The organism is Sneathiella sp., from assembly GCF_047631475.1.
Lineage (GTDB): Bacteria > Pseudomonadota > Alphaproteobacteria > Sneathiellales > Sneathiellaceae > Sneathiella.
Map to the genome: position 1 here is coordinate 12867 of NZ_JBLHZT010000039.1, position 20982 is coordinate 33848.

Genomic DNA, 20982 nt, shown 5'->3' on the forward strand with positions numbered 1-20982 from the left:
AGGAACATAAAATTGGCAATAATGATGGCCTGTCTCTGGTGTGTTGCCAGTCTCGGGGTCGCTGCCGCTGCCGAAATCCCTTCTTTGAAAGAACAGGTGGATGCGGGGCAACTGCCCCCCATGGCAGAACGGTTGCCCGATACTCCTCTTGTCGTTCCGCTGCAAGAGGGTCGGACACTTGGCGAGTATGGCGGCAGTCTTAAAACACTCATTGGCAGCGCGTCTGATGTGAAGCTGATGTTTGTCTATGGGTATGCGCGCCTGGTTGGCTATACACAGGATTTGAAAATTGCTGCGGATATCGTTCGTGATTTTGAAGTACAGGATAACCGCGTCTTTACCTTCCATTTGCGCAAAGGTCATAAATGGTCAGATGGGGCACCCTTCACATCAGAGGATTTCCGGTATTGGTGGGAAGATGTTGCTAATAATCCAAAGCTCTCCCCGACAGGTCCACCCTCTGCACTGGCGGTTGAAGATCAGTATCCTGAAGTAACCTTCCCGGATGCGTATACGGTTCGGTATGCCTGGACGCGGCCAAACCCGAATTTTCTGGCGTCTCTTGCCGGGGCGTCGCCGTTGCTGATTTATCGGCCAGCCCATTATTTGAAAAAATTTCATGATCGGTATGTAGATAAATCCAAGATGAGCAAGATCCAGAAGATCAAGTTCAAGTCCTGGGCATCCAACCATAATCGTAAAGATAATCTGTACAAATTTGACAATCCTGAATTGCCAACGCTTCAACCGTGGCGCAACACAACCGCGGCACCGGCCAACCGGTTTGTCGGGGTTCGAAACCCCTATTTTCACCGGGTTGATGAAAAAGGTCGCCAGTTGCCGTATATTGACCGGGTTGTCTTATCCATTTCTGAAAGCAAACTTATTTCCGCCAAAGCGGCTTCCGGGGATGTTGACCTGCAGGCCCGGGCTATTCGTTTGCAGGATGCGACTTTTCTTAAAGCAAATGAAAAGCGCTCGAAATACAGGACCCTTTTATGGCCAACTGTCCGTGGGTCCCATTTTGCCTTATTCCCAAATCTAAACGCCTCTGATCCTGTTTGGCGAAAGCTTATGCGCGATGCGCGGTTCCGGAGGGCGCTTTCGTTAGGTATTGACCGCGAAGAAATCAACGATGTTTTGTTTTTCGGCTTGGCGAAAGAGGGCAATAATACGGTTCAGGAACAGAGTGTTTTTTATTCGGATGAATTGCGAACCAAATGGGCAACGCTGGATATCGAAAAAGCAAATGCGCTTCTTGATGAAATAGGTCTGACAGACCGGGATAACAATGGCATTCGGCTTCTTCCCAATGGCGAACCACTTTTGTTGATTGTGGAAACGGCGGGCGAAAATTCTGAACAGTCTGATGTCTTGGAATTGATCCGGGATTCCTGGAAAGAAATCGGTATTTCCCTGTTTATCAAACCATCCCAACGATCCGTCTTCAGAAATCGTATTTTCGCAGGCGAGACAATCTTATCGGTTTGGGGCGGATTGGAAAATGGAGTGCCAACGCCTGAAAGCAGCCCGGCAATCCTGGCGACGACAAGTCAGCAAAGCTATCAATGGCCGAAATGGGGACAGTATTTCGAGACCAAAGGGCAGTCTGGCGAAGAAGTGGACATGCCAAAAGTTCAGCAGTTAAATACGTTATATTCCAAATGGCTGAACGCGTCCGACACGGCAGAACGAACGAAAATCTGGACAGAAATGTTATGGATCCATGCGGAGGAGCAATATACCATTGGCGTGGTCAGCGGTATTTTGCAGCCGATCGTTGTGAAGGACATTTTAAAAAACGTACCGAAGAAGGCGATCTTTAATTGGGATCCCGGTGCACAGTTCGGGATCTATCATCCGGATATGTTCTGGTTTGATACCAGCCAGAAAACGGGGGCAGAATAATGCCAACTTTACTGGCAATATGTATTTTATCGGCTGATGGGGTAGGGGGAAACTAAGCGGATGTTCAGTTATTTTGCACAACGCGTTCTGGTAATGATCCCAACTCTACTGGTGGTCAGTATCCTGACTTTCATCATTATTCAGTTGCCCCCGGGTGATTATCTTTCCAATCAGCTTCAGGAATTGAAAGCGCAAGGGGAGTCCGCGTCGGCGGCGGCGAAGATTGCGTTTTATCGGGAACAGTATTCGCTGGATAAACCGCTTGTTGAGCAATATGCGATCTGGATGGGATTTTGGCCGGGGCCGAACGGTTTTTCCGGTTTGTTGCAGGGCAACTGGGGACATTCTTTTGCCTATGATCTTCCGGTAAGTGAAGTCCTTGGGGACCGAATGTTCCTGACCTTCGTGATCAATTTCTCAACGATAATCTTTATTTATATCGTCGCCTTTCCCATTGGGGTTTACTCGGCGACCCGCCAATATTCCATTGGGGACTATGGATTTACGCTGGTCGGGTATCTGGGGCTGGCAACGCCGAACTTCCTTCTGGCGATGGTTCTATTATATTACGCCAACTACTATCTTGGCCTGTCGATTGGCGGACTGATGGATGAGCAATATCTGGATCAGCCCTGGAGTATCGACAAGGCCCTGTCGGTTCTGGATCACATGATTATTCCGGTGATTGTTATCGGCACCAGTGGCACGGCGGCCATGATCCGTCGTCTGCGGGCAAATCTGCTCGATGAATTACAAAAACAATATGTCACAACGGCCAAGGCGAAAGGGGTCCCCAAGGTGCGGGCCCTTATAAAATATCCGATCAGGATGTCGCTTAATCCCTTTATTGCCGATATTGGCAATTTACTGCCCGATGTTATTTCGGGATCGGTGATCGTGAGTGCTGTTCTGAGCTTGCCGACAGCCGGTCCTATGCTGCTGGACGCGTTACGATCGCAAGATCAGTATCTGGCGGGATCCTTCCTGATGTTCCTTGCCTTATTGACGGTCATCGGTGTCTTTGTGTCTGATATTCTGCTTGCCATGCTGGACCCCCGGATCAGATTGTCTGGAGGGGCCACGAAATGAGTGATATCAACAACGAAACCGGCAAGACGACAAAGCTCGATCACTGGCATTCGACAGAACCTTTTGATCCCTATTCCGTAGAAAAACTGTCTACAGAACAGGAAAAATTCTATCTGGCGTCGCAATGGAAAATGATGTGGTGGAAATTTTGCCGCCACCGTCTCGCCGTGATCAGCGGTTTGGTTTTGCTGCTATTTTATCTTTCGGTCATCTTTACTGAGTTTCTTGCGCCCTATGAGCTGCATAGCCGTAATACGAAATATATTTTTGCGCCGCCGCAGTCCATTCACATCTTTCATGAAGGTGAAATAAGAGCGCCGTTTGTTTATGGCTATCGCCAGCGATTGAACCTTGAAACATTGCAGCGGGAATACCGGATTGACACAAAGCAGATTTATACCCTGCGGTATTTTTGCCGCGGCGATGACTATAAATTTTGGGGAATGGTTGAAACCAATGTTCATCTGGTCTGTCAGGATGACCAGCGCAAAGCAACCTTCTTCTGGCTTGGGACAGACCGCCTGGGCCGGGATATCCTGTCCCGGATAATTTATGGTACCCGGATTTCCCTCACCATCGGACTGATCGGGATCATTATCAGTTTTACGCTGGGTATTATTCTCGGTGGTATCTCAGGCTATTATGGTGGTTGGATTGATAACGTTATTCAACGAACCATCGAGCTTTTGAAATCCCTCCCCCAACTGCCGTTGTGGCTTGCCTTATCGGCGGCGCTACCGGTGACCTGGTCGCCGATCTGGGTATTTTTTGGATTGACGGTCATCCTTGGATTGCTGGATTGGCCGGGCCTTGCCCGCGCTGTTCGATCAAAATTCCTGTCGTTACGCGAGGAAGACTTTACAACAGCGGCCCAGTTGATGGGGGCCAGTCCGTCCCGGATTATTGGACGCCACTTGTTACCATCATTCGCCAGCCACCTGATCGCCAGCGCCAGCCTTGCTGTTCCCAGCATGATTTTGGGTGAAACAGCGCTTTCCTTCCTTGGATTGGGGTTACGCCCGCCGATTACATCGTGGGGCGTATTGCTGAATGAAACAACCAATATCAATGCGGTTGCGACGACCCCTTGGCTGATGTACCCGGTGGTGCCCGTCATTATCGTTGTCTTGGCGTTTAACTTCTTGGGGGATGGTCTTCGGGATGCGGCGGATCCGTATAAATAAAAGTTTTTGAAACGTTACCGTCAATCGGCTTCGGTGAGGACGACAAGATCTACAAGGCCTGTCACGCCGCCAACATCGCGGGCAGCGCGGATTTCCATCTGTGTGGATGGCGTAAAGCCTTGTGCAAGCGCTTCTTCATAGCTTTGCAATGTAAGCAGGGCAATGGCTTGTTCGGCTTTTGCATGTTTGTCGAGTTTAGCGGCCAGATTGACGGGCTCGCCGATCACCGTATATTCCAGCCGGCTTTTGTCGCCGACCGCGCCAAACAGAATTGATCCCGAGGCGGCGGTGAAACGAATAACCTGGGGTTCAAGACCTTGGGCTTCGCGCTCTTTTGCCCAGTTTCTGGTTTCCACCATCATTTCTTCCATTGCCCGAAGGCAATCGGCAGAATAATGATCTGTTTGTACAGCGGCGCCAAAAGTGGCCAGAATGCCGTCACCGAGAAACTTATCGATTGTACCGCCATTGCGTTGGATGATGGGGACGATCCGGGCCTGATAATCAGCAAGAAGGGTGATCACTTCATTGGCCGGCTTTTCCATGGAAAGGCGGGTAAAGCCTTGCAGATCACAATGCAGGATGGCCGCTTCTCGGGTTTGACCGGTACCCGGCTCAATCCATCCTTCTGAATGGGTGATTTTTTCAGCAATTTCCGGCGAGAAAAAGCGCGACAGGTCTTCTGCAGCGGTTGCCTGAGCAACCGAATTGATCAGCAGTCGTTTTGCCCGGACAATCACCAGTGCGAGAATAAACGTCACCACAAGAATACTGATAATTTTGTCAAACTCAGCACCCAGCAAAATATTGTGGGACATGGTGTAAAGGACATAATCATTGGTAATATTGGCCATTCCGTTACCGGAATGAACGGCATATCCCAGCAACACTGTCCAGCCGAGCGCCGCACTCAGGCCCGCGAGAAGGACATAGCGCACATCAAATCGCAACGCCCGTAACGCTATGAAAATAAAAACATAAAGCAGGGTCGGCGCTTTAAGATAAAAAGAGGGTTCTTGCTCGTACTGGATATGAAAGCTCCAGATCAGGAACATCAGCAACGTCATGTCGGCAATGACAGACAGCGATAAAAACCACCAGGAAAGATGCCGGGTGATGGCAACGGCCGTGCGGATAAGCGTGAATATCAGATAGGAGGCAAGCGCATAGGGCACGGGGGCGAACATGGCATCAGCAGAAAAGGTTTTTGGCGAAAGCGCGTAGAGGGTCGCAAAAACCATAACCAGAAAGAGTTGTACCCAGGCAATCAGAATTTCTGACTGATTTTCCTGTGTTTGTATGGCCTGTTGAACCCGCGCCGGTAATTGACCATCAATATCATTCCCAAGAAGGGTGCGCTTTATTAGAGACAGCATTTTTCTAATATGCCTTGTTCTGAGAAAGATAACAGTAACAACACATCATATTCCTGTTATGTCTCTTTTTTCAGCCAAAGGCTGGTTTCATGCGCGCCGTCCTGAATTGGTAGAGAGCCAACCACACTGCGATTTAGGGCCTCGCCCATATAACGTTGAACATAATAGCTTGAAAACAGAAGATCATAGCCTGCGCTTAGCAACGGGGCGACAACCTGTTGTTCGTTATAACCGCGCCAGTGCCAGCCTTCCGGATAGTCATGGGGCAGGAAAATATCGTGAATATGGACGATGACCCCTTTGGGAAGGGCGGGCAGTATTTCGAGAAAAAGAAAATCAACATCTGTTCCGGGCATGGCGATATGACTGCTGTCTATAAAAAGAATATCGCCCGATGTCAGATCGGAAAAGAGGGAGAGATCGACCTGCTGCACGGTTGTTGGGAATATTTCGACGCCAAGGCTGCTGATATCAGCGCGCGGGGCAGGATCGATTGCGATAAAACGGCTGTTGATCCCGCCGTCCTGAATGGCGCGCATCATGAAACGGGTGGAATGCCCAGATCCAACTTCGATGATGGTCGCCGGTTTTTCATCTCGAACCATGGTATAGGCGGCGGCGGCGTCCAGACGGGGAAACCAGTCCTGTTCCCAGCGCGGGGCGGGGGGGGCTTCCTCTCCAAAAGAGGATAATTCTTCGGAATAGCGGCCCATTCCGTTCAGAAAACGATCGAAACCTTCTTCTTTTTGTTGCATGAGGCGTTGCAAGGCAGCGTACGGCTTGTCCTGCGCTCGGGTCGGCACGGTGTCCGCATACCGGTAGGGAATAAAGAAACCCTGTTTTTTGAGTCCCAGGATCGTTGATAATCCCATTTTGAGGCGTCGCATAGTCATCGGGTACCGGCTGTTGAAATCGCGAATGAACAGAGATTTTGTCAAATAATCAAACCCTGTGTTACAAGTCATTAAAACCAAGAACAAGGGGTAATCAAGTTATGGGCACTTTCTTTTCATCCGATCAGAAGGATCATGTGCTGACAGTCACACTCAACAAACCGGAACAACATAATGTTTTGAACCCGAAAGAGATGGCAGTGTTGACTGACCATCTTCAGGAACAGGCAAAGAATGATGATATTCGGGTTGGTATCTTGACAGCGAAGGGAAAAAGTTTCTGTGCTGGCGCTGATCTGGGTGAGTTAAAAGACTATAATTTCAGTGCCAATCCCTTGGAAATTTTGTCTAACCGGATTGAAAGCCTGCCTTTTCCAGTCATTTGCAAATTAAATGGGGGGGTCTATGGCGGCGGAACGGATCTTGCGCTCGCCTGTGATTTTCGCATCGGCACAACGGCGATGAAATGTTTTATTCCACCGGCTAAAATCGGTATTCACTATCATGCGTCGGGGATGGCCCGCGCAGTTTCAAGGCTTGGCCTGGGACCGTCGAAACGCTTGTTTCTGGCCTTGGAGACAATGCGCGGAAGTGAATTGAAAGAGATCGGATTTCTTGATTATCTGGCCGGGGATGCCGATGAACTGGAGCAAAAAACGCTGGCGTTGACGGCGGATTTATTGGCATTGGCACCGCTCAGCCTTCGGGGAATGAAAGCCACTTTTAATGACATTGCCCGATCTGCTTTTGACGCAGATGCGGCGGTTCAGCGCCAAATGAAATGCTTGGAATCTGATGATTTTGCGGAAGGCCGGGCGGCACTCGCCGAAAAACGGGCCGCAAAGTTCACGGGGGGCTGACCCCCCCGTATTGTGATGATCAGGTGATGGCAAACCGTTGGAGCGTATCAGCAAGATCATTTCCGAAATTCGGACCCCTGCGGATAAGGCCGACATTCATCGGAAGGGCTCGTAAGTCCGGATGATTGGGTTCCAGACTGGTTAAAACAGCCACAGGAATATCTTTGGTTGTGGGCATGGCTGAAAGTGCGCAAGCCAGATCAATCCCTGAAAGGCGCGGCATTACTGCGGTTGTGATTACCAGATCCGGTTTTGTTTCCAAAACAATTTCAAACGCTTCGATAGGATCAAGAACTGTAGATACACGATAACCGCAGGCGGCTAGTTCACGTTCGACAACACGGGCGGCTGTTTTTTGTGGTAAAATCAGGGTTACTTCAGTATCGGTCACCGTAATGTCGGTGACTTCAAAGGTACTTTTATGCGGCAGATCCCGGATAACAGTCGCAATCTCGTCTGGCGGAATAACATCACCATCCAGAATTGCACTGATTCTGTCGCTGAATCGCTGTAGATCCGTTAGATTTTCAGTGGTAATTTTATCAGCCTGCGCCAGATATTCATCCAATCGATGGCTAAGCGGGGTCAGACCCGGAAGATTAACGGCCTTGGCTTTCAGGCGGAGGTTTGAAGCGTCCTGCGCCAGAAGTATTGCAGCTTCCTTCGGGTCAAGCGTTCCGCCCCTTATTTGCTGCATCCGAACTTCCAAGCTTGCTACGACATCTCTGGCCTCATCCAGGGCTTCGATCTCATACTGCTTTTCCAGTTCTGCTTCTGTTAGAATTTTCATTTTAGCACACCGTTGGAATTGAAATAATAGTTGTTCAATCTACGATGTTTTTATTAAGCAATCCCTAAGCCTTAGGATAGAAGGCGATCAGAAAAGTTCAGCATGAGGCCCACCTGTGGCAGGCCTCATTGCGCGGTTCCGGATTACAAAATGAACTTTGACAGGTCGGAATCTGTGGTTAATTGGCCAACATGCTTTTCAACATATTTAGCATCGATAATCACCTCTGTGTCCGGGCTATCGGTTGCTGTAAAGCTGATATCTTCCAGTACTTTTTCCAAAATGGTGTGAAGCCGCCGTGCTCCGATATTTTCAACACTGGCATTGACGTTCGCCGAAATCGCCGCAATTTTTTCAATGGCATCGTCGGTAAAGGTCAGTGTGACATTTTCAGTGTTCATCAAAGCGATATACTGTTTGATAAGGCTGGCTTCCGGTTCGGTCAGGATGCGCTTCAGATCTTCTTCTGTTAAGGCCTGCAATTCCACCCGGATTGGCAAGCGCCCCTGCAGTTCTGGCAATAGATCAGACGGTTTGGCAATATGGAAGGCACCGGAGGCGATAAACAGAATATGGTCCGTTTTGATCGTGCCATATTTGGTGTTTACAATTGTCCCTTCGATGAGCGGCAACAGATCCCGCTGCACGCCCTCGCGACTGACATCAGCACCCTGACGATCACTTCGGGCGCAGATTTTGTCAATTTCATCCAGAACAACAATCGAGCCATTTTCAACAAGCTCTTTGGCTTCCAGAATAATCGCGTCCTCATCAAGCAGTTTGTCGCCTTCTTCGTCGATTAAAACACCATAGCTTTCAGAGACGTTCATTTTGCGCGGTTTGGTTTTTTGCGGGCCGAGTTTACCGAAGATGTCGTTCAGGTTCATCATGCCCATTTGCGCACCGGGCATTCCCGGTATTTCAAAAGTGGGCATTCCGGCATTGCTGTTATCCGCGACATGCAGTTCGATTTCTTTATCGTCCAGTGCCCCTTCTCGCAGCATTTTTCTAAATTTCTGGCGGGTGTCTGAAGAGGCGTCCTCACCAACGAGCGCATCCAGAACTCTTTCTTCTGCGGCAAGTTCGGCTTTTGCCTTGACCATAACCCGCTGATCTTCGCGCACCATGTTGATCGCGATTTCCATCAGGTCGCGGATTATCTGCTCGACGTCCCGGCCGACATATCCCACTTCTGTGAATTTCGTTGCTTCAACCTTGAGGAAAGGGGCATTGGCCAATTTGGCCAGACGGCGTGAAATTTCTGTTTTACCAATGCCTGTTGGGCCAATCATTAAAATATTTTTTGGAAGCACTTCTTCGCGCATGTCCTCAGACAGTTGCTGGCGGCGCCAACGGTTCCGTAAAGCAATGGCCACAGATCGCTTCGCGTCTGCCTGACCTACAATATGCCGGTCCAGTTCATATACGATTTCACGGGGGCTTAGGTTGGTCATAATCTCAGATACTCTCGATTGTAAAATTCCGGTTTGTATAGACACAGATATCGGCGGCAACTTCCATGGATTTGCGCACAATATCTTCGGCTTCCAGTCCGTCGATATCAATCAGGGCACGGGCAGCAGACAAGGCGAAATTACCGCCAGAGCCAATGGCGATAATGCCGTCATCGGGCTCAAGCACATCTCCGTTGCCGGTTAGGGTCAGCGAAACATCTTTATCCGCAACCGCCATCATCGCTTCCAGACGTCTCAGATATTTGTCTGTGCGCCAGTCTTTTGCGAGTTCAACACAAGCCCGTGTCAGATTTCCGGGATGTTGTTCCAACTTGCCTTCCAGACGTTCGAATAACGTAAAGGCATCGGCTGTTGCACCGGCAAAACCAACGATAACATGGCCGCCCGCACCAATTCTGCGCACTTTGCGCGCATTTCCCTTAATGACGGTTTGACCAAGGGATACTTGACCATCCCCTGCAACAACGACCTTGCCGTTTTTTCTGACGGACAGGATTGTCGTCCCGTGCCAGCTTTCCAGTTGTTCAGACATTTAATTTCATTCTTCCAGTAACGTGTCTTTATGAAAGACGATGTAACCATTTTAATTCGTCGGTCAAGGTTGAACCTCCATTTGATCAGAAATCCTGTCACAGATGAAACAGTCAGGCGTTTGTATGTAAACGGCCCGGAGGGGCATAAAATTGGAGACGACAATGAACGCGACAATGCAGCATACCCCGCCTTCCCCAGAAAAACAGGCGAATTTAAAGGCAATCTTTGAAATCCTTGCCTATTTAAAGGTGGATGCCATACGAGATGGTGAAAAGGAGCTGGCCGCCCGTCTGGATTTCGCAATGAATTGCGCAGAAGAGCAGCTTGCAACCGTTTCCCGGGCGCAAACCATCCCGCCTGTAAATACGGGGATCCCTGCAAACTTATAAAAAATATTTCATTTTTTACGACCGAATATCCATTCTCTTTCTGTCAATGCTTGGATTTATAGGGACTTCCTGCTATATCCTCGCGTGACTGCGTCTCAATTTATGCGCCGGAAAGGAATTTTCATGCGTGAAGGTCGTCAAGAACGGATTACGAACGAAACCAAGATTGAAGTAAGCCTCAATCTGGACGGAACAGGTAAATATGATGTGAAAACCGGAATTGGGTTTCTGGATCACATGATGGAACAACTGTCTCGACATAGTCTGATTGACCTTCATATCCGTGCTGAAGGTGACCTGCATATTGACTTCCACCATACGACCGAGGATGTGGGAATTGCAGTGGGTCTCGCCTTTGCAGAGGCGTTAGGCGACCTGAAAGGGATTCGCCGCTATGCCAATGCCCTTATTCCAATGGATGAAACGCTGACACGGGTTGCCTTGGATATCTCCAACCGGCCCTACTTGATCTGGAAAGTTGCTTTTACCCGCGACAAGCTGGGTGAAATGGACACGGAATTGTTTAAAGAATGGTTCCAGGCCTTTGCGCATGGAGCGGGCATTACTTTGCATGTCGAAAATCTGTATGGCGAAAATAACCATCATATCATCGAGAGCTGTTTTAAAGCGCTGGCCCGGTCTTTGCGGGATGCAGTAGAGATTGATCCACGGCGGGCGGATGCTGTTCCGTCGACAAAGGGAGTGCTGGGCGGAAGCCTGTAAGGGTTCAGTCCCGGCAGTGATGGGATGAAGACCTATTCTGTCTTTTATCATATGGACAGACCATTGGATGGTGCGGGGTTGATTGTTGACCGCGACAGCTTTCACTGGTTAGCCTTTCTGTTGCCTGTACTCTACGCGTTGATGAACCGGCTGTGGCTTCCCCTTATTCTGTATGTCGCGGTTATTTTCCTGACAACGATCCTGTTGAACACGTTATCCGTTCCGCAAACGACGGCGTTTTCACTGTCCTTGGGAACAAACTTGATTTTCGCCTGGGCCGTACCCCTGTTAAAAGCCGAACAGAGGCGCAAGGCCGGGTATCAGGAAGCTGACCCGGTGATGGCAAATTCACGGGACGGGGCGGAAAGAATAGCAATACAGGCGTTCAAAGAGCACTTATACAAGACATCCGTAACCTCTGTTGCCCCGGATCTTGCCGGGACGAGTGGAAAAGAAAATGATTACAATAATTGATTATGGTTCTGGAAATCTGCGTTCTGCTGCCAAGGCATTTGAACGGGCCGTTCGCGAAAGGGGCCTTGATCATACCGTCGTTGTGACCAGCGATCCTGATGTTGTTGCGCGCGCCGATCGGATTGTTCTGCCCGGTGTCGGGGCGTTTCGGGATTGTCAGGTTGGACTGAATAGTCTGGACGGCATGTGGGATGCCTTGCAGGAAGCCGTTGTCAAACGCGCGATGCCCTTTATGGGGATTTGCGTTGGCATGCAATTGATGACCAGCCGCAGCCTTGAATATGGGGAAACCGATGGGTTTGGCTGGATCCCGGGGGAAGTAACGGCCTTAAAACCAAATGATCCGTCGCTGAAAATACCGCATATGGGCTGGAATGAACTTAACCTGCAATCAGATCATATTCTTTTGGACGGTCTGAAAAACGGGGATCATATTTATTTCGTGCATAGCTATCATGTCGCGGCCGAGGATCCAAAAGATGTTCTGGCAACCGTTGATTATGGGGGCACAGTGACAGCGATTATTGGAAAAGAAAACATGGTTGGAACTCAGTTCCACCCGGAAAAAAGCCAGGAAGCAGGATTGCGGCTAATCGGTAATTTCCTGACTTGGAAACCGTAAAGGATATTTGGATGCCCGACAGCAATAACAGAATTATCCAACAGCCGGTTATCGAACTGATGACGGAACTAAGTGCTGCAGACATGGACGATCTATGTGATGCTTCCAATCAGGCGATTGTGGATGGGAATGGGTTTGGGTGGCTGACCCCGCCTCAACGGTCCGTTCAGGAAGCTTTCTGGAAAGGTGTCGTTACCATTCCGGTTCGCGAAGTATACTGCGCCCGTCTAGAAGGCTGTATCGTTGGCTCAGGCCAGCTTGTTAAGCCGTTTTCCAATAATGAAGCGAGTGCGCATATTGCGCAAATTTCAACCTTTTTTATCGCTCCGTACGCGCGGGGGCATGGTCTGGCCATTGGACTGTTGGCCGTGATAGAGCAGTCCGCCGCCAAGCAGGGCTTTAAGATCCTTGAAGTTGATGTGCGTGAAACGCAGAAAGCAGCGATTTCCCTCATCGAAAGCAGTGGTTTTAAGCGGTGGGCGACAAAAGAAAAATATGCCTGGAACGGAGAGAAGTTCGTGGATGGCTTTTACTATATGAAAGACCTTCAGGAGGAGGCGTCAACATGAACTTATATCCGGCGATTGATCTGAAGGATGGTAATTGTGTGCGTTTGTTGCGCGGTGAAATGGCGGCGGCGACAGTGTTTAATGAAAACCCGGCAGATCAGGCGGCAGCCTTTCGGCAGGCGGGTTTCAAGCGCATTCACCTTGTCGATCTGAACGGTGCCTTTGAAGGCAAGCCTGTGAATGCATCCGCTGTTGAGAATATCTTGAAGGCAACAGATGTTCCAGCCCAGTTGGGCGGCGGCATTCGTGATCTCGCCACCATCGAGATGTGGTTGGACAAAGGCATTAGCCGTGTCATTCTTGGAACAATTGCGCTGCGTGACCCACAAATTGTGAAAGACGCCTGTAAGGCTTTTCCAGGTCATATCGCGGTGGGCATTGATGCCCGTGATAGTATGGTTGCAGTTGAAGGCTGGGCCGAAACAAGTGAAACATCGGCTTTGGATCTGGCACGTAAATTCGAAGATGCCGGGGTTGAAGCTATTATTTATACGGATATTGACCGGGACGGTGCCTTGCAGGGGGTGAATGTTGAAGCAACCGCAGCCCTTGCACAGGCGATTTCCATTCCAGTCATCGCGTCCGGTGGCGTGGCGTCGATTGATGACATTCAAAATCTGCTGGCAGTGCAGTCCAGTGGCATTGAAGGGGTAATTATCGGCCGGGCCTTGTATGATGGTCGGATTGATCCGACTGAAGCCCTCAAAATGGTGGAGCTGTCAAATGCTTAAATCCCGGGTTATACCCTGCTTGGATGTCAAGGACGGGCGGGTGGTTAAGGGGGTCAATTTTGTCGACCTGATTGACGCTGGTGATCCTGTTGAACAAGCCCGAGTGTATGATGAACAAGGGGCAGATGAGCTCTGTTTTCTGGATATTACAGCCAGTTCTGATAACCGCGAGACCATTTACGATGTTGTAAGCCGCACCGCCGAGCAGTGTTTTATGCCGTTGACAGTGGGCGGGGGCGTACGAACCGTTGACGATGTTCGCAAGCTTTTGTTGGCGGGGGCAGACAAGGTTTCCATTAATACGGCGGCCGTTCATAATCCTGAATTTGTTCGTGAAGCCGCGCAAAAGTTCGGCAATCAATGTATCGTTGTTGCCGTGGATGCCAAGCAGACGGCCCCGGGTAAATTTGAAATTTTCACCCACGGCGGGCGTGAACCAACAGGCATCGATGCGGTCAAGTGGGCGCAACAAATGGCCGAATATGGTGCGGGTGAAATTTTGCTGACCTCAATGGATCGGGATGGCACCCGCGAAGGCTTTAATATCCCATTGACCCGTGCTGTGGCTGATGCTGTCACAATCCCTGTGATTGCGTCGGGCGGCGTTGGAACACTTGATCACTTGGCGGAAGGGATTTTGGAAGGGCACGCAACAGCGGTGCTGGCCGCTTCGATTTTTCACTTCGGCGAACATTCTATTCAAGAAGCTAAAGAAGCGATGCAAAAGGCAGGCGTTGCCGTCAGGCTTTGAGGGGGCATTATGACATATAAGGCAGATATTCTGGACCGGTTGTTTGAGACAGTGGCCGACCGAAAAGATGCGGATCCCACCAGTTCGTATACAGCCAGGCTGTATGCGAAAGGAACCGCAAAAATCGCTCAGAAAGTTGGCGAAGAAGGTGTGGAGCTTGCGCTGGCGGCGGTTCAGAAGAACCGTGACGAGATAATTTCGGAAAGTGCTGATTTGTTTTATCACATGTGTGTCTTGTGGGCGGATGCAGGTGTTGCGCCATCAGAAATATATGCAAAACTGGTCGTGCGGGAAGGCTTGTCCGGACTGGATGAAAAGGCAATGCGTACCGACGACTGACCGGTCGTTATTCAGGGTGTTCCCGCGTTAGCCTTTGTCGATTTGCAGGGTCATTGCGTCTTTTATGATGTGAATGCCCAGTGGTTCGTTTCGGCCCCGGATCATTACTTTTTCGCGAGACGAATTGCCCTCAAAACCCGCTGCGAGTGCCGTTTTTTCCGAGAAAATCAACTGGCTGCCATATTCTTTGTTCATGTTTTCAAGGCGGCTGGCCGTATTTACCGCATCACCGATAGCGGTAATGGATGTTGCTTTTCCATATCCCATTTCTCCAACAATCACAGATCCGATATGGACGCCAATACCAATCTGCAAAGGTTCGCTTAGATCAGATTTCAGGCTTTTGTTCATCAGATCAAGTTCGATGGCCATTTCTTTCGCCGCGCTTAGGGCTTTTCGCGCGGCGATGTCCGGTTTGTCTTCCAGCCCAAATAACGCCATTACTCCGTCGCCAATAAACTTATCCAGATGCCCGCCGGATCGTTCGATGGCTTCGCCCATATGACGGAAATACTGGTTGATCACAAAGACCACGTCATAGGGGAGTTTATGTTCAGAAAATTTCGTAAAGGACCGAAGGTCCGCGAACAGGATCGCGATTTCCTTCTCCTCCCCTTGTAAATATCGTGGTCTTGAAAAGGAATGACGGGCAGTTGCCTTGGCCGGTAGTAAGGGGGCGACCGATAGATTGGAAACCGCCTGAATCTGGCAGGCAAGGCGGGTTCCCTCTGACGCACCAACACGTTTCAGAACAGCAAGTTCTTTGTCGGAGGGGGGCGGCAGGGTATCTTCGCCCGAAATAATTCGGACCCGGCAGGTCGAACAGCGCCCACGGCCGCCGCAAACGGCCGCATGCGGAATGTTGCCAAGCTGACTGATTTCTAAAATTGTTGAGCCCGGCGCTCCTGATATGATGCGTCCATCAGGATAGGTAATCGAAATCAGGGTTTCCCGCCTGAAATAAATAAACCAGAAAATACGGCTGAGCAGCAACGTCATCAAAAGAACAACGATGACAATATAGGTCACTTCCCGGACTTGCAGATACCATTGGTATTTCGCGTCGGTTATGCCAAGGGCATCAAAGAAATTCTGTTTCCAGATGGGATCCCTAAGAAGCGTTTCAACTTCGTTTGCCCCGTTCACAAACCCCGTCAAAGCCAGAAGCGGTAGAATAATTGCAATCGTATAGAGATACGGAAAGGCGTCTTCATACCAGGGTTTCAGGCGAAGCCAGAAATGCAGGCCCAGACATCCGTGGAGCCAGGCCACCAAGGTCCCCGCGGTTTGCATCGCGGCTTGTTCAGGGGCGGCAATCCAAAGGTTGAACAGCACATAGGCATAGCTGTCATGTATGCCGATCAATTCGTGAGAAACTCGGGTGCCGATCAAATGACCGGCCAATAGCGGGGGGATGGCAAGCCCCATTGTGATTTGCAGAACCTCTTTTGCCGGGATGCGTTTATAAGAACGATGGGCGAGGAGTTTTGCAAATACCAGAACCACATGAACCATCATGGCCAGTAAAAGAATGACTGTACCAAGGGGATTTCGCCAGACCGCGACAAAGACGGTACGCCCGGCCTCCATAGCGTCCAGCGAGATAAGCCCCAATGAGTGATTGATAAGGTGCATGCATAAAAAAACCATAAGCACCAGTCCACTATATAATCGGAGTGAACTGGCTCTTACCCAGCGGTGTTTGTCAACAATATCAATGGACGGGTCGTTTTCTGCTGTCATAAGTCCGCCTGTATGGTCTGCAGAAAAGAGTGAGGTGTCCCGTCTGGAGTGTCAAGTAATTCTCTGTTGATCCGTCTGGCGTTACGACAGTTTTTGAGCAATCAGATTTTTCAAAGAGGTTTCCGGACGGGCACCAATGTGACTGATGATTTCAGCGGCTGCAAGCGACGCAATGCGGCCACTGTCGGCAAGGCTATAGCCGTTCGTAAAGCCATAAAGGAAACCAGAGGCATAGAGGTCGCCAGCCCCTGTTGTGTCCACCACATCAACACTGGTATCGGCTTCGACGGTCAGTGTGTTGTCGCCCTGAATGATAACGGACCCTTTGTTGCTTCGGGTAATGCAGGCGATTTCAACGGTGTCGCGCACAGCGGCGATTGCATCGGACAGGTCTTCTGTTTGATACAAGGATCTAATTTCATCCTCATTGGCAAACAGGATATCGACGCCCCCTTTGATAAAGGTCTGGAATTCACCGCGAAACCGATCAACGCAGAAGCTGTCGGACAAGGTCAGGGAAACCCGTTTGCCCGCTTCATGGGCGATCTCGGCGGCTTTTCTGAAGGCGGCTTTACCGCCGTCAGGATCCCAAAGATACCCTTCCATATAGGTAACTTCAGAAGCGGCGATCATGGCGGGATTAATATCGTCCGGACCCAGTTCAACACAGGCCCCTAAATAGGTGTTCATTGTCCGGTGTGCGTCCGGTGTAACCAGGATAAAGCTTCTGGCTGTCGCTGCGCCGTCAGTGCTGCGTTCGGTTTCGAATGTGACGCCCATTGCCTGAATGTCGTGGGCGAAAATGGCGCCCAACTGATCATTTCGTACTTTTCCGATATAGTTGCTTTTTCCGCCGAGGGAGGCAACACCTGCGGCGGTATTGCCTGCCGAGCCACCTGAAATTTCTATAGCGCTTCCCATTTTAGCATACAGGTCTTCCGCCCGGGCCTCGTCAATGAGATTCATAGAGTTTTTGACCAGATTTTCCTGTGTCAGAAAATCATCGTCAATCCGCGCCAGTACGTCCACGATGGCATTTCCGATGCAGGTAGTATCAAATTTATAATCAGCCATGAAGTCTCTCTTGTTTGAGTAAAGCCCGCGCGGAGTATAGTGTTTCAAAGATCAGTTGCAAGGTAGGGCTGTACTTTTATCAAGATTTTTGTCATCAATTAGAACATGAACGAACTGATAAAAATGACTGCGGTTGAAGCAGTAGAGAAGTTACAAGCGGGGGACGTGACCCCGCTGGAACTTATTGACGCCAGTGAACAGCGTATTCGTGAAACAGAGGACGCCGTAAATGCGTTGCCTATTCAATGCTTTGATCGGGCGCGGGACCATGCGAAATCCTTGATGAAAAAAGCAAGGCATAGCGATGATGAGCCCTCGCTTCATGGGTTGCCGATTGCCATCAAGGATCTGACGCCGGTTGAAGGGGTTCGATTTACCCTGGGATCACCGATCTTTGCTGATCAGGTGGCCGCGCATTCCGATATTATGGTGAAACGACTGGAAGAACGGGGTGGTATTGTGGTTGCCAAGGCCAATACCCCGGAATTTGGAGCCGGCGCGCAAACATTTAATGAAGTTTTGGGAACAACGACCAATCCGTTTGATGTGTCAAAAACACCCGGTGGGTCATCCGGTGGTTCTGCTGCGGCATTGGCTGCGGGCCAGGTCTGGTTGGCGCAAGGCAGTGATCTGGGCGGTAGTCTGCGCATTCCTGCCAGTTTTACCGGGGTCGTTGGATTGCGGCCCTCTCCCGGCCGGGTCGCACATGGCCCCTCAACCCTGCCGTTCGGTGTTGGCTCTGTTGAGGGCCCGATGGGACGGACAGTTGCGGATGTTGCGTTGATGCTGGATATGATGGTCGGTGAACATATCGCGGATCCCATCAGCCTGCCCAGACCTGATTACTCCTACCTCGATAAGGTCAAGGCGCCCCGGAAATTTGGCAAGGTGGCCTATAGCCCAAATTTGGGGCAATGTCCGATTGATGGTGAAGTCGCAGCGATCTGCGCAAAGGCTGCCGAGGCGTTTAAAGACTATGCTACCTCTGTAGAGGAAGACTGTTTTGATCTATCAGACGGCGATAACATTTTTCAGACGTTGCGGGCGGCACAATTTGCGGCCGCTCATGCGCCGAAATTAAAAGAACACCGGTCATTGTTGAAGCCGGACGTGATCTGGAATATTGAAGCGGGCCTTGCATTGACGGCCAATGACATTGGCCTTGCACAACGACAGCAGGGGGCTTTATATGCGGCAGTAGCAGAATTTTTCGGTACCTATGATCTGCTTATTTCGCCGACGGTAATGGTGCCACCTTTCAATCACGAAATACGATCCTTGTCAGAAGTGGAAGGGGTCAAGTTTGACAATTACGTCGCTTGGCTCGCTATGACATATCTGCTGACCAATACAAGTTGTCCAGTGATTTCGGTGCCGTGTGGAATGACCCAATCCGGTTTGCCTGTTGGTTTGCAGATTATGGCGCCCGCCCACCGGGAAGATCTGGTATTGCAGGCGGCCGCGCTTTTTGAAGCTGATCACGAATATTCTAGATTGGTACCGATTGATCCTGTTTTAAAATAGCAGAATCGTTAGGAAAGACGTTGCACTGAGTGTCGGATACGCCTACATGATGCAGCATGAAATTACATTCCGGAGGGGAGCAGTCGCGTGATTGACGCTATTGGTAAAGCTATTGCACAGATGAGCGATCCGAAATTTCGGTCGGTTCTCATAAAATCCATTCTTGTTTCCATACTGGCCTTTGCGGTTACAGTGATCGCTGTGATGGAACTGGGTGATTTTATTCCGCGTATGGAAGGGGACGGGTTCTTTACAGATTTTGTGAACGGTTTAATTGCTGTTCTGACTGGGGGGGCTGCTTTTATTATTGCGGGCTTTGGTTTTCCTATTGTGATGAGTGCGGTTATCGGCATTTTTCTGGATGACATTGCCGATGCTGTGGAAGCCAAACACTATCCGTCTCACTCAAAAGCACGGGATGTGCCGCTTTGGTCGTCGATCTGGGATAGTGTGAAATTTCTTGGGGTGATTGTGTTATGCAATCTTGTTGCCCTGCCACTGTATCTTATTCCTGTGATCAACCTGTTCGTTTATTACCTGTTGAACGGCTATCTCTTAAGCCGTGAGTTTTTTCAACAGGTGGCTATACGGCATCACGATATGTCAGAAGTGAATAAACTGCGGAAGATTGACGGGTTTGAACTTTTCCTAATCGGTGTCGCGATTACCTTTTCACTGACCATTCCAATCGTCAATCTGATTGTGCCCATCATTGCAACGGCTGCGATGGTCCATCTTTATAAAAACCGGGCCGCCAAGAAAACGGCCACGGCGGTTGACGTGGTATGATCCTGTCTCTTTTAAAATGGGTTGTCCCTCTTGCTTTTCTTGCGCTGACTGCTTGCGGAACACCGCAGCAGGCGGTGCAGACGGAAGAGCAGAAGGAAATGCAAAAAATAGCGAAAGAAGTCAGTAAAGCTAAAGAGGAAGCGGCTGCCAAAGGGGACGCAACACCCGCAGTGACGGCTGCCATTCCGCCAGAGACTGACCCAAACGTTAGGGAAGAGCCTGAGCCGGAGATCCCGAAAGTCAGTGTTTTAATGGGTAAAACCATTTCCGAGATCAAAGCCGTTTTCGGGGATCCGGCTCTTCGGCGAAAAGATAAGCCAGCAGAGGTTTGGCAATATTTAACCAGTGAATGTGCCCTGCATCTGATCTTCTATCCGGAAACGGACAAGAAAACAGGGAAACTTACGGTACAGCATATTGCCATGAATGATCGGAAGAAAGCCTATCTGTCGGATGCGCGGGCCTGTTTTGGCAGTCAGCTGAAAAAAGTCGGCGAGCATGCCGAAATTCTGAGCTAAACATCACGCGATAGTGGTTTTCCCTTTAAAAGAACACAGGTCTTCAACCAGACAATTCGGGCAATCAGGTTTTCTGGCTTTGCAGACATATCTGCCGTGTAAAATCATCCAGTGATGAGAATGCCGCAGATATTCTTTTGGGATGACTTTTGCGAGTTTCTTTTCGACCTCTAACGGGGTTTTTCCTTTGGCCATCCCAGTTCGGTTCCCCAGCCTGAAAAGATGGGTATCAACCGCTATCGTGGGCTGGCCGAACGCAATATTAAGGACGACATTGGCTGTCTTGCGGCCAACACCGGCAAGGGCTTCAAGTTCTTCGCGGGTTTGCGGGACTTGGCTTTGGTGATCGCGGATCAGCGCTTCGCAAAGTTTGATGACATTTTTAGCCTTGGTTTTAAAAAGTCCGATTGATTTGATGTAATCTCGGACCGTATCCTCGCCCAGAGCCAGCATTTTTTCAGGCGTATCCGCAACCGCAAAAAGCGGCCCGGTTGCTTTATTGACCCCAACATCCGTTGCCTGTGCAGAAAGAACAACTGCAACCAGCAGGGTAAACGGGTTTACGTAATCCAACTCACCTTTCGGTTCTGGATTGGCTTCGCTCATACGGCGAAAAAATTCGTTTAT

General features: G+C 49.9%; 23 protein-coding genes. 15 read left to right on the forward strand and 8 right to left on the reverse strand.

Features of this window, described 5'->3' with window-relative positions; translation table 11 throughout:
- Window positions 1-21 precede the first annotated feature (21 nt).
- The 3 genes from ACJAYR_RS14245 to ACJAYR_RS14255 are packed head-to-tail and all read left to right on the forward strand — an operon-like array spanning window position 22 to window position 4181.
- Window positions 22-1908 carry an ABC transporter substrate-binding protein gene (locus ACJAYR_RS14245; protein WP_415237246.1) on the forward strand — a complete coding sequence of 629 codons (1887 nt, stop codon included), beginning with the start codon at window positions 22-24 and terminating at the stop codon, window positions 1906-1908.
- A 60-nt stretch (window positions 1909-1968) separates the two neighbouring features.
- Complete coding sequence (locus ACJAYR_RS14250; protein WP_169543527.1) at window positions 1969-2997, forward strand: ABC transporter permease; 1029 nt, start codon at window positions 1969-1971, stop codon at window positions 2995-2997.
- Complete coding sequence (locus ACJAYR_RS14255; protein WP_415237228.1) at window positions 2994-4181, forward strand: ABC transporter permease; 1188 nt, start codon at window positions 2994-2996, stop codon at window positions 4179-4181. Before ACJAYR_RS14250 ends, ACJAYR_RS14255 begins: the two co-directional genes overlap by 4 nt.
- 20 nt (window positions 4182-4201) lie before the next feature.
- Here the strand turns inward: ACJAYR_RS14255 and ACJAYR_RS14260 are convergent, their stop codons facing one another.
- Both ACJAYR_RS14260 and ACJAYR_RS14265 read right to left on the reverse strand, forming a co-directional pair.
- Window positions 4202-5557 (reverse strand): adenylate/guanylate cyclase domain-containing protein, encoded by a 1356-nt coding sequence (locus ACJAYR_RS14260; protein WP_415237229.1) that lies wholly within the window; start codon window positions 5555-5557, stop codon window positions 4202-4204.
- A 56-nt stretch (window positions 5558-5613) separates the two neighbouring features.
- Window positions 5614-6495 (reverse strand): class I SAM-dependent methyltransferase, encoded by an 882-nt coding sequence (locus ACJAYR_RS14265; protein WP_415237230.1) that lies wholly within the window; start codon window positions 6493-6495, stop codon window positions 5614-5616.
- A 56-nt stretch (window positions 6496-6551) separates the two neighbouring features.
- Here ACJAYR_RS14265 and ACJAYR_RS14270 point away from each other — a divergent pair, with 56 nt between their 5' ends.
- A complete protein-coding gene (locus ACJAYR_RS14270; protein WP_415237231.1) occupies window positions 6552-7310 on the forward strand; it encodes an enoyl-CoA hydratase/isomerase family protein in 759 nt (252 codons plus the stop codon).
- Window positions 7311-7329: 19 nt separating this feature from the next.
- Here the strand turns inward: ACJAYR_RS14270 and ACJAYR_RS14275 are convergent, their stop codons facing one another.
- The 3 genes from ACJAYR_RS14275 to hslV form a co-directional block, all read right to left on the reverse strand.
- Entirely contained in the window at window positions 7330-8100 is a 771-nt protein-coding gene (locus ACJAYR_RS14275) for a response regulator (protein WP_415237232.1), read from the reverse strand.
- Between the two features lie 143 nt (window positions 8101-8243).
- Window positions 8244-9554, reverse strand: coding sequence for an ATP-dependent protease ATPase subunit HslU (hslU, locus tag ACJAYR_RS14280; RefSeq protein ID WP_181017842.1), 1311 nt, complete (start codon window positions 9552-9554; stop codon window positions 8244-8246).
- Window positions 9555-9558: 4 nt separating this feature from the next.
- Window positions 9559-10107, reverse strand: a complete 549-nt coding sequence (hslV, locus tag ACJAYR_RS14285; RefSeq protein ID WP_169543522.1) for an ATP-dependent protease subunit HslV — start codon at window positions 10105-10107, stop codon at window positions 9559-9561.
- 163 nt (window positions 10108-10270) lie between these two features.
- Here hslV and ACJAYR_RS14290 point away from each other — a divergent pair, with 163 nt between their 5' ends.
- The 8 genes from ACJAYR_RS14290 (at window position 10271) to ACJAYR_RS14325 (ending at window position 14707) form a co-directional block, all read left to right on the forward strand.
- The gene (locus ACJAYR_RS14290; protein ID WP_415237233.1) at window positions 10271-10498 is read left to right on the forward strand and encodes a hypothetical protein; all 228 of its coding nucleotides are present in this window, start codon (window positions 10271-10273) and stop codon (window positions 10496-10498) included.
- Window positions 10499-10621: 123 nt separating this feature from the next.
- Window positions 10622-11221 (forward strand): imidazoleglycerol-phosphate dehydratase HisB, encoded by a 600-nt coding sequence (gene hisB / locus ACJAYR_RS14295; RefSeq protein WP_169543520.1) that lies wholly within the window; start codon window positions 10622-10624, stop codon window positions 11219-11221.
- Window positions 11222-11245: 24 nt separating this feature from the next.
- A complete protein-coding gene (locus ACJAYR_RS14300) occupies window positions 11246-11695 on the forward strand; it encodes a DUF2628 domain-containing protein (protein ID WP_415237234.1) in 450 nt (149 codons plus the stop codon).
- Window positions 11679-12317, forward strand: a complete 639-nt coding sequence (gene hisH / locus ACJAYR_RS14305; protein ID WP_415237235.1) for an imidazole glycerol phosphate synthase subunit HisH — start codon at window positions 11679-11681, stop codon at window positions 12315-12317. The genes ACJAYR_RS14300 and hisH overlap by 17 nt, the downstream gene beginning before the upstream one ends.
- 11 nt (window positions 12318-12328) lie before the next feature.
- A complete protein-coding gene (locus ACJAYR_RS14310) occupies window positions 12329-12886 on the forward strand; it encodes a GNAT family N-acetyltransferase (RefSeq protein ID WP_415237236.1) in 558 nt (185 codons plus the stop codon).
- Window positions 12883-13617, forward strand: coding sequence for a 1-(5-phosphoribosyl)-5-[(5-phosphoribosylamino)methylideneamino]imidazole-4-carboxamide isomerase (hisA, locus tag ACJAYR_RS14315; RefSeq protein WP_415237237.1), 735 nt, complete (start codon window positions 12883-12885; stop codon window positions 13615-13617). Before ACJAYR_RS14310 ends, hisA begins: the two co-directional genes overlap by 4 nt.
- On the forward strand, window positions 13610-14368 hold the full coding sequence (gene hisF, locus ACJAYR_RS14320) for an imidazole glycerol phosphate synthase subunit HisF (protein WP_415237238.1): 759 nt from the start codon (window positions 13610-13612) through the stop codon (window positions 14366-14368). Before hisA ends, hisF begins: the two co-directional genes overlap by 8 nt.
- Window positions 14369-14377: 9 nt before the next feature.
- The gene (locus ACJAYR_RS14325; RefSeq protein WP_415237239.1) at window positions 14378-14707 is read left to right on the forward strand and encodes a phosphoribosyl-ATP diphosphatase; all 330 of its coding nucleotides are present in this window, start codon (window positions 14378-14380) and stop codon (window positions 14705-14707) included.
- 27 nt (window positions 14708-14734) lie between these two features.
- Here ACJAYR_RS14325 and ACJAYR_RS14330 read toward each other — a convergent pair whose 3' ends face one another.
- Window positions 14735-16450 carry an adenylate/guanylate cyclase domain-containing protein gene (locus ACJAYR_RS14330; RefSeq protein ID WP_415237240.1) on the reverse strand — a complete coding sequence of 572 codons (1716 nt, stop codon included), beginning with the start codon at window positions 16448-16450 and terminating at the stop codon, window positions 14735-14737.
- Window positions 16451-16531: 81 nt separating this feature from the next.
- Window positions 16532-17524, reverse strand: coding sequence for an adenosine kinase (locus ACJAYR_RS14335; RefSeq protein ID WP_415237241.1), 993 nt, complete (start codon window positions 17522-17524; stop codon window positions 16532-16534).
- A gap of 123 nt (window positions 17525-17647) precedes the next feature.
- On the opposite strand from ACJAYR_RS14335, the gene ACJAYR_RS14340 reads away from it, so the two are divergent.
- From ACJAYR_RS14340 to ACJAYR_RS14350, 3 genes are all read left to right on the forward strand, one after another.
- A complete protein-coding gene (locus tag ACJAYR_RS14340; protein WP_415237242.1) occupies window positions 17648-19048 on the forward strand; it encodes an amidase in 1401 nt (466 codons plus the stop codon).
- A gap of 87 nt (window positions 19049-19135) precedes the next feature.
- Window positions 19136-19837 carry an EI24 domain-containing protein gene (locus ACJAYR_RS14345; RefSeq protein ID WP_415237243.1) on the forward strand — a complete coding sequence of 234 codons (702 nt, stop codon included), beginning with the start codon at window positions 19136-19138 and terminating at the stop codon, window positions 19835-19837.
- Window positions 19834-20355, forward strand: a complete 522-nt coding sequence (locus tag ACJAYR_RS14350; protein ID WP_415237244.1) for a hypothetical protein — start codon at window positions 19834-19836, stop codon at window positions 20353-20355. Before ACJAYR_RS14345 ends, ACJAYR_RS14350 begins: the two co-directional genes overlap by 4 nt.
- A 3-nt stretch (window positions 20356-20358) precedes the next feature.
- On the opposite strand, the gene nth is transcribed toward ACJAYR_RS14350, so the two are convergent.
- A partial coding sequence (gene nth / locus ACJAYR_RS14355) for an endonuclease III (protein WP_415237245.1) occupies window positions 20359-20982 on the reverse strand: 624 nt, incomplete at its 5' end.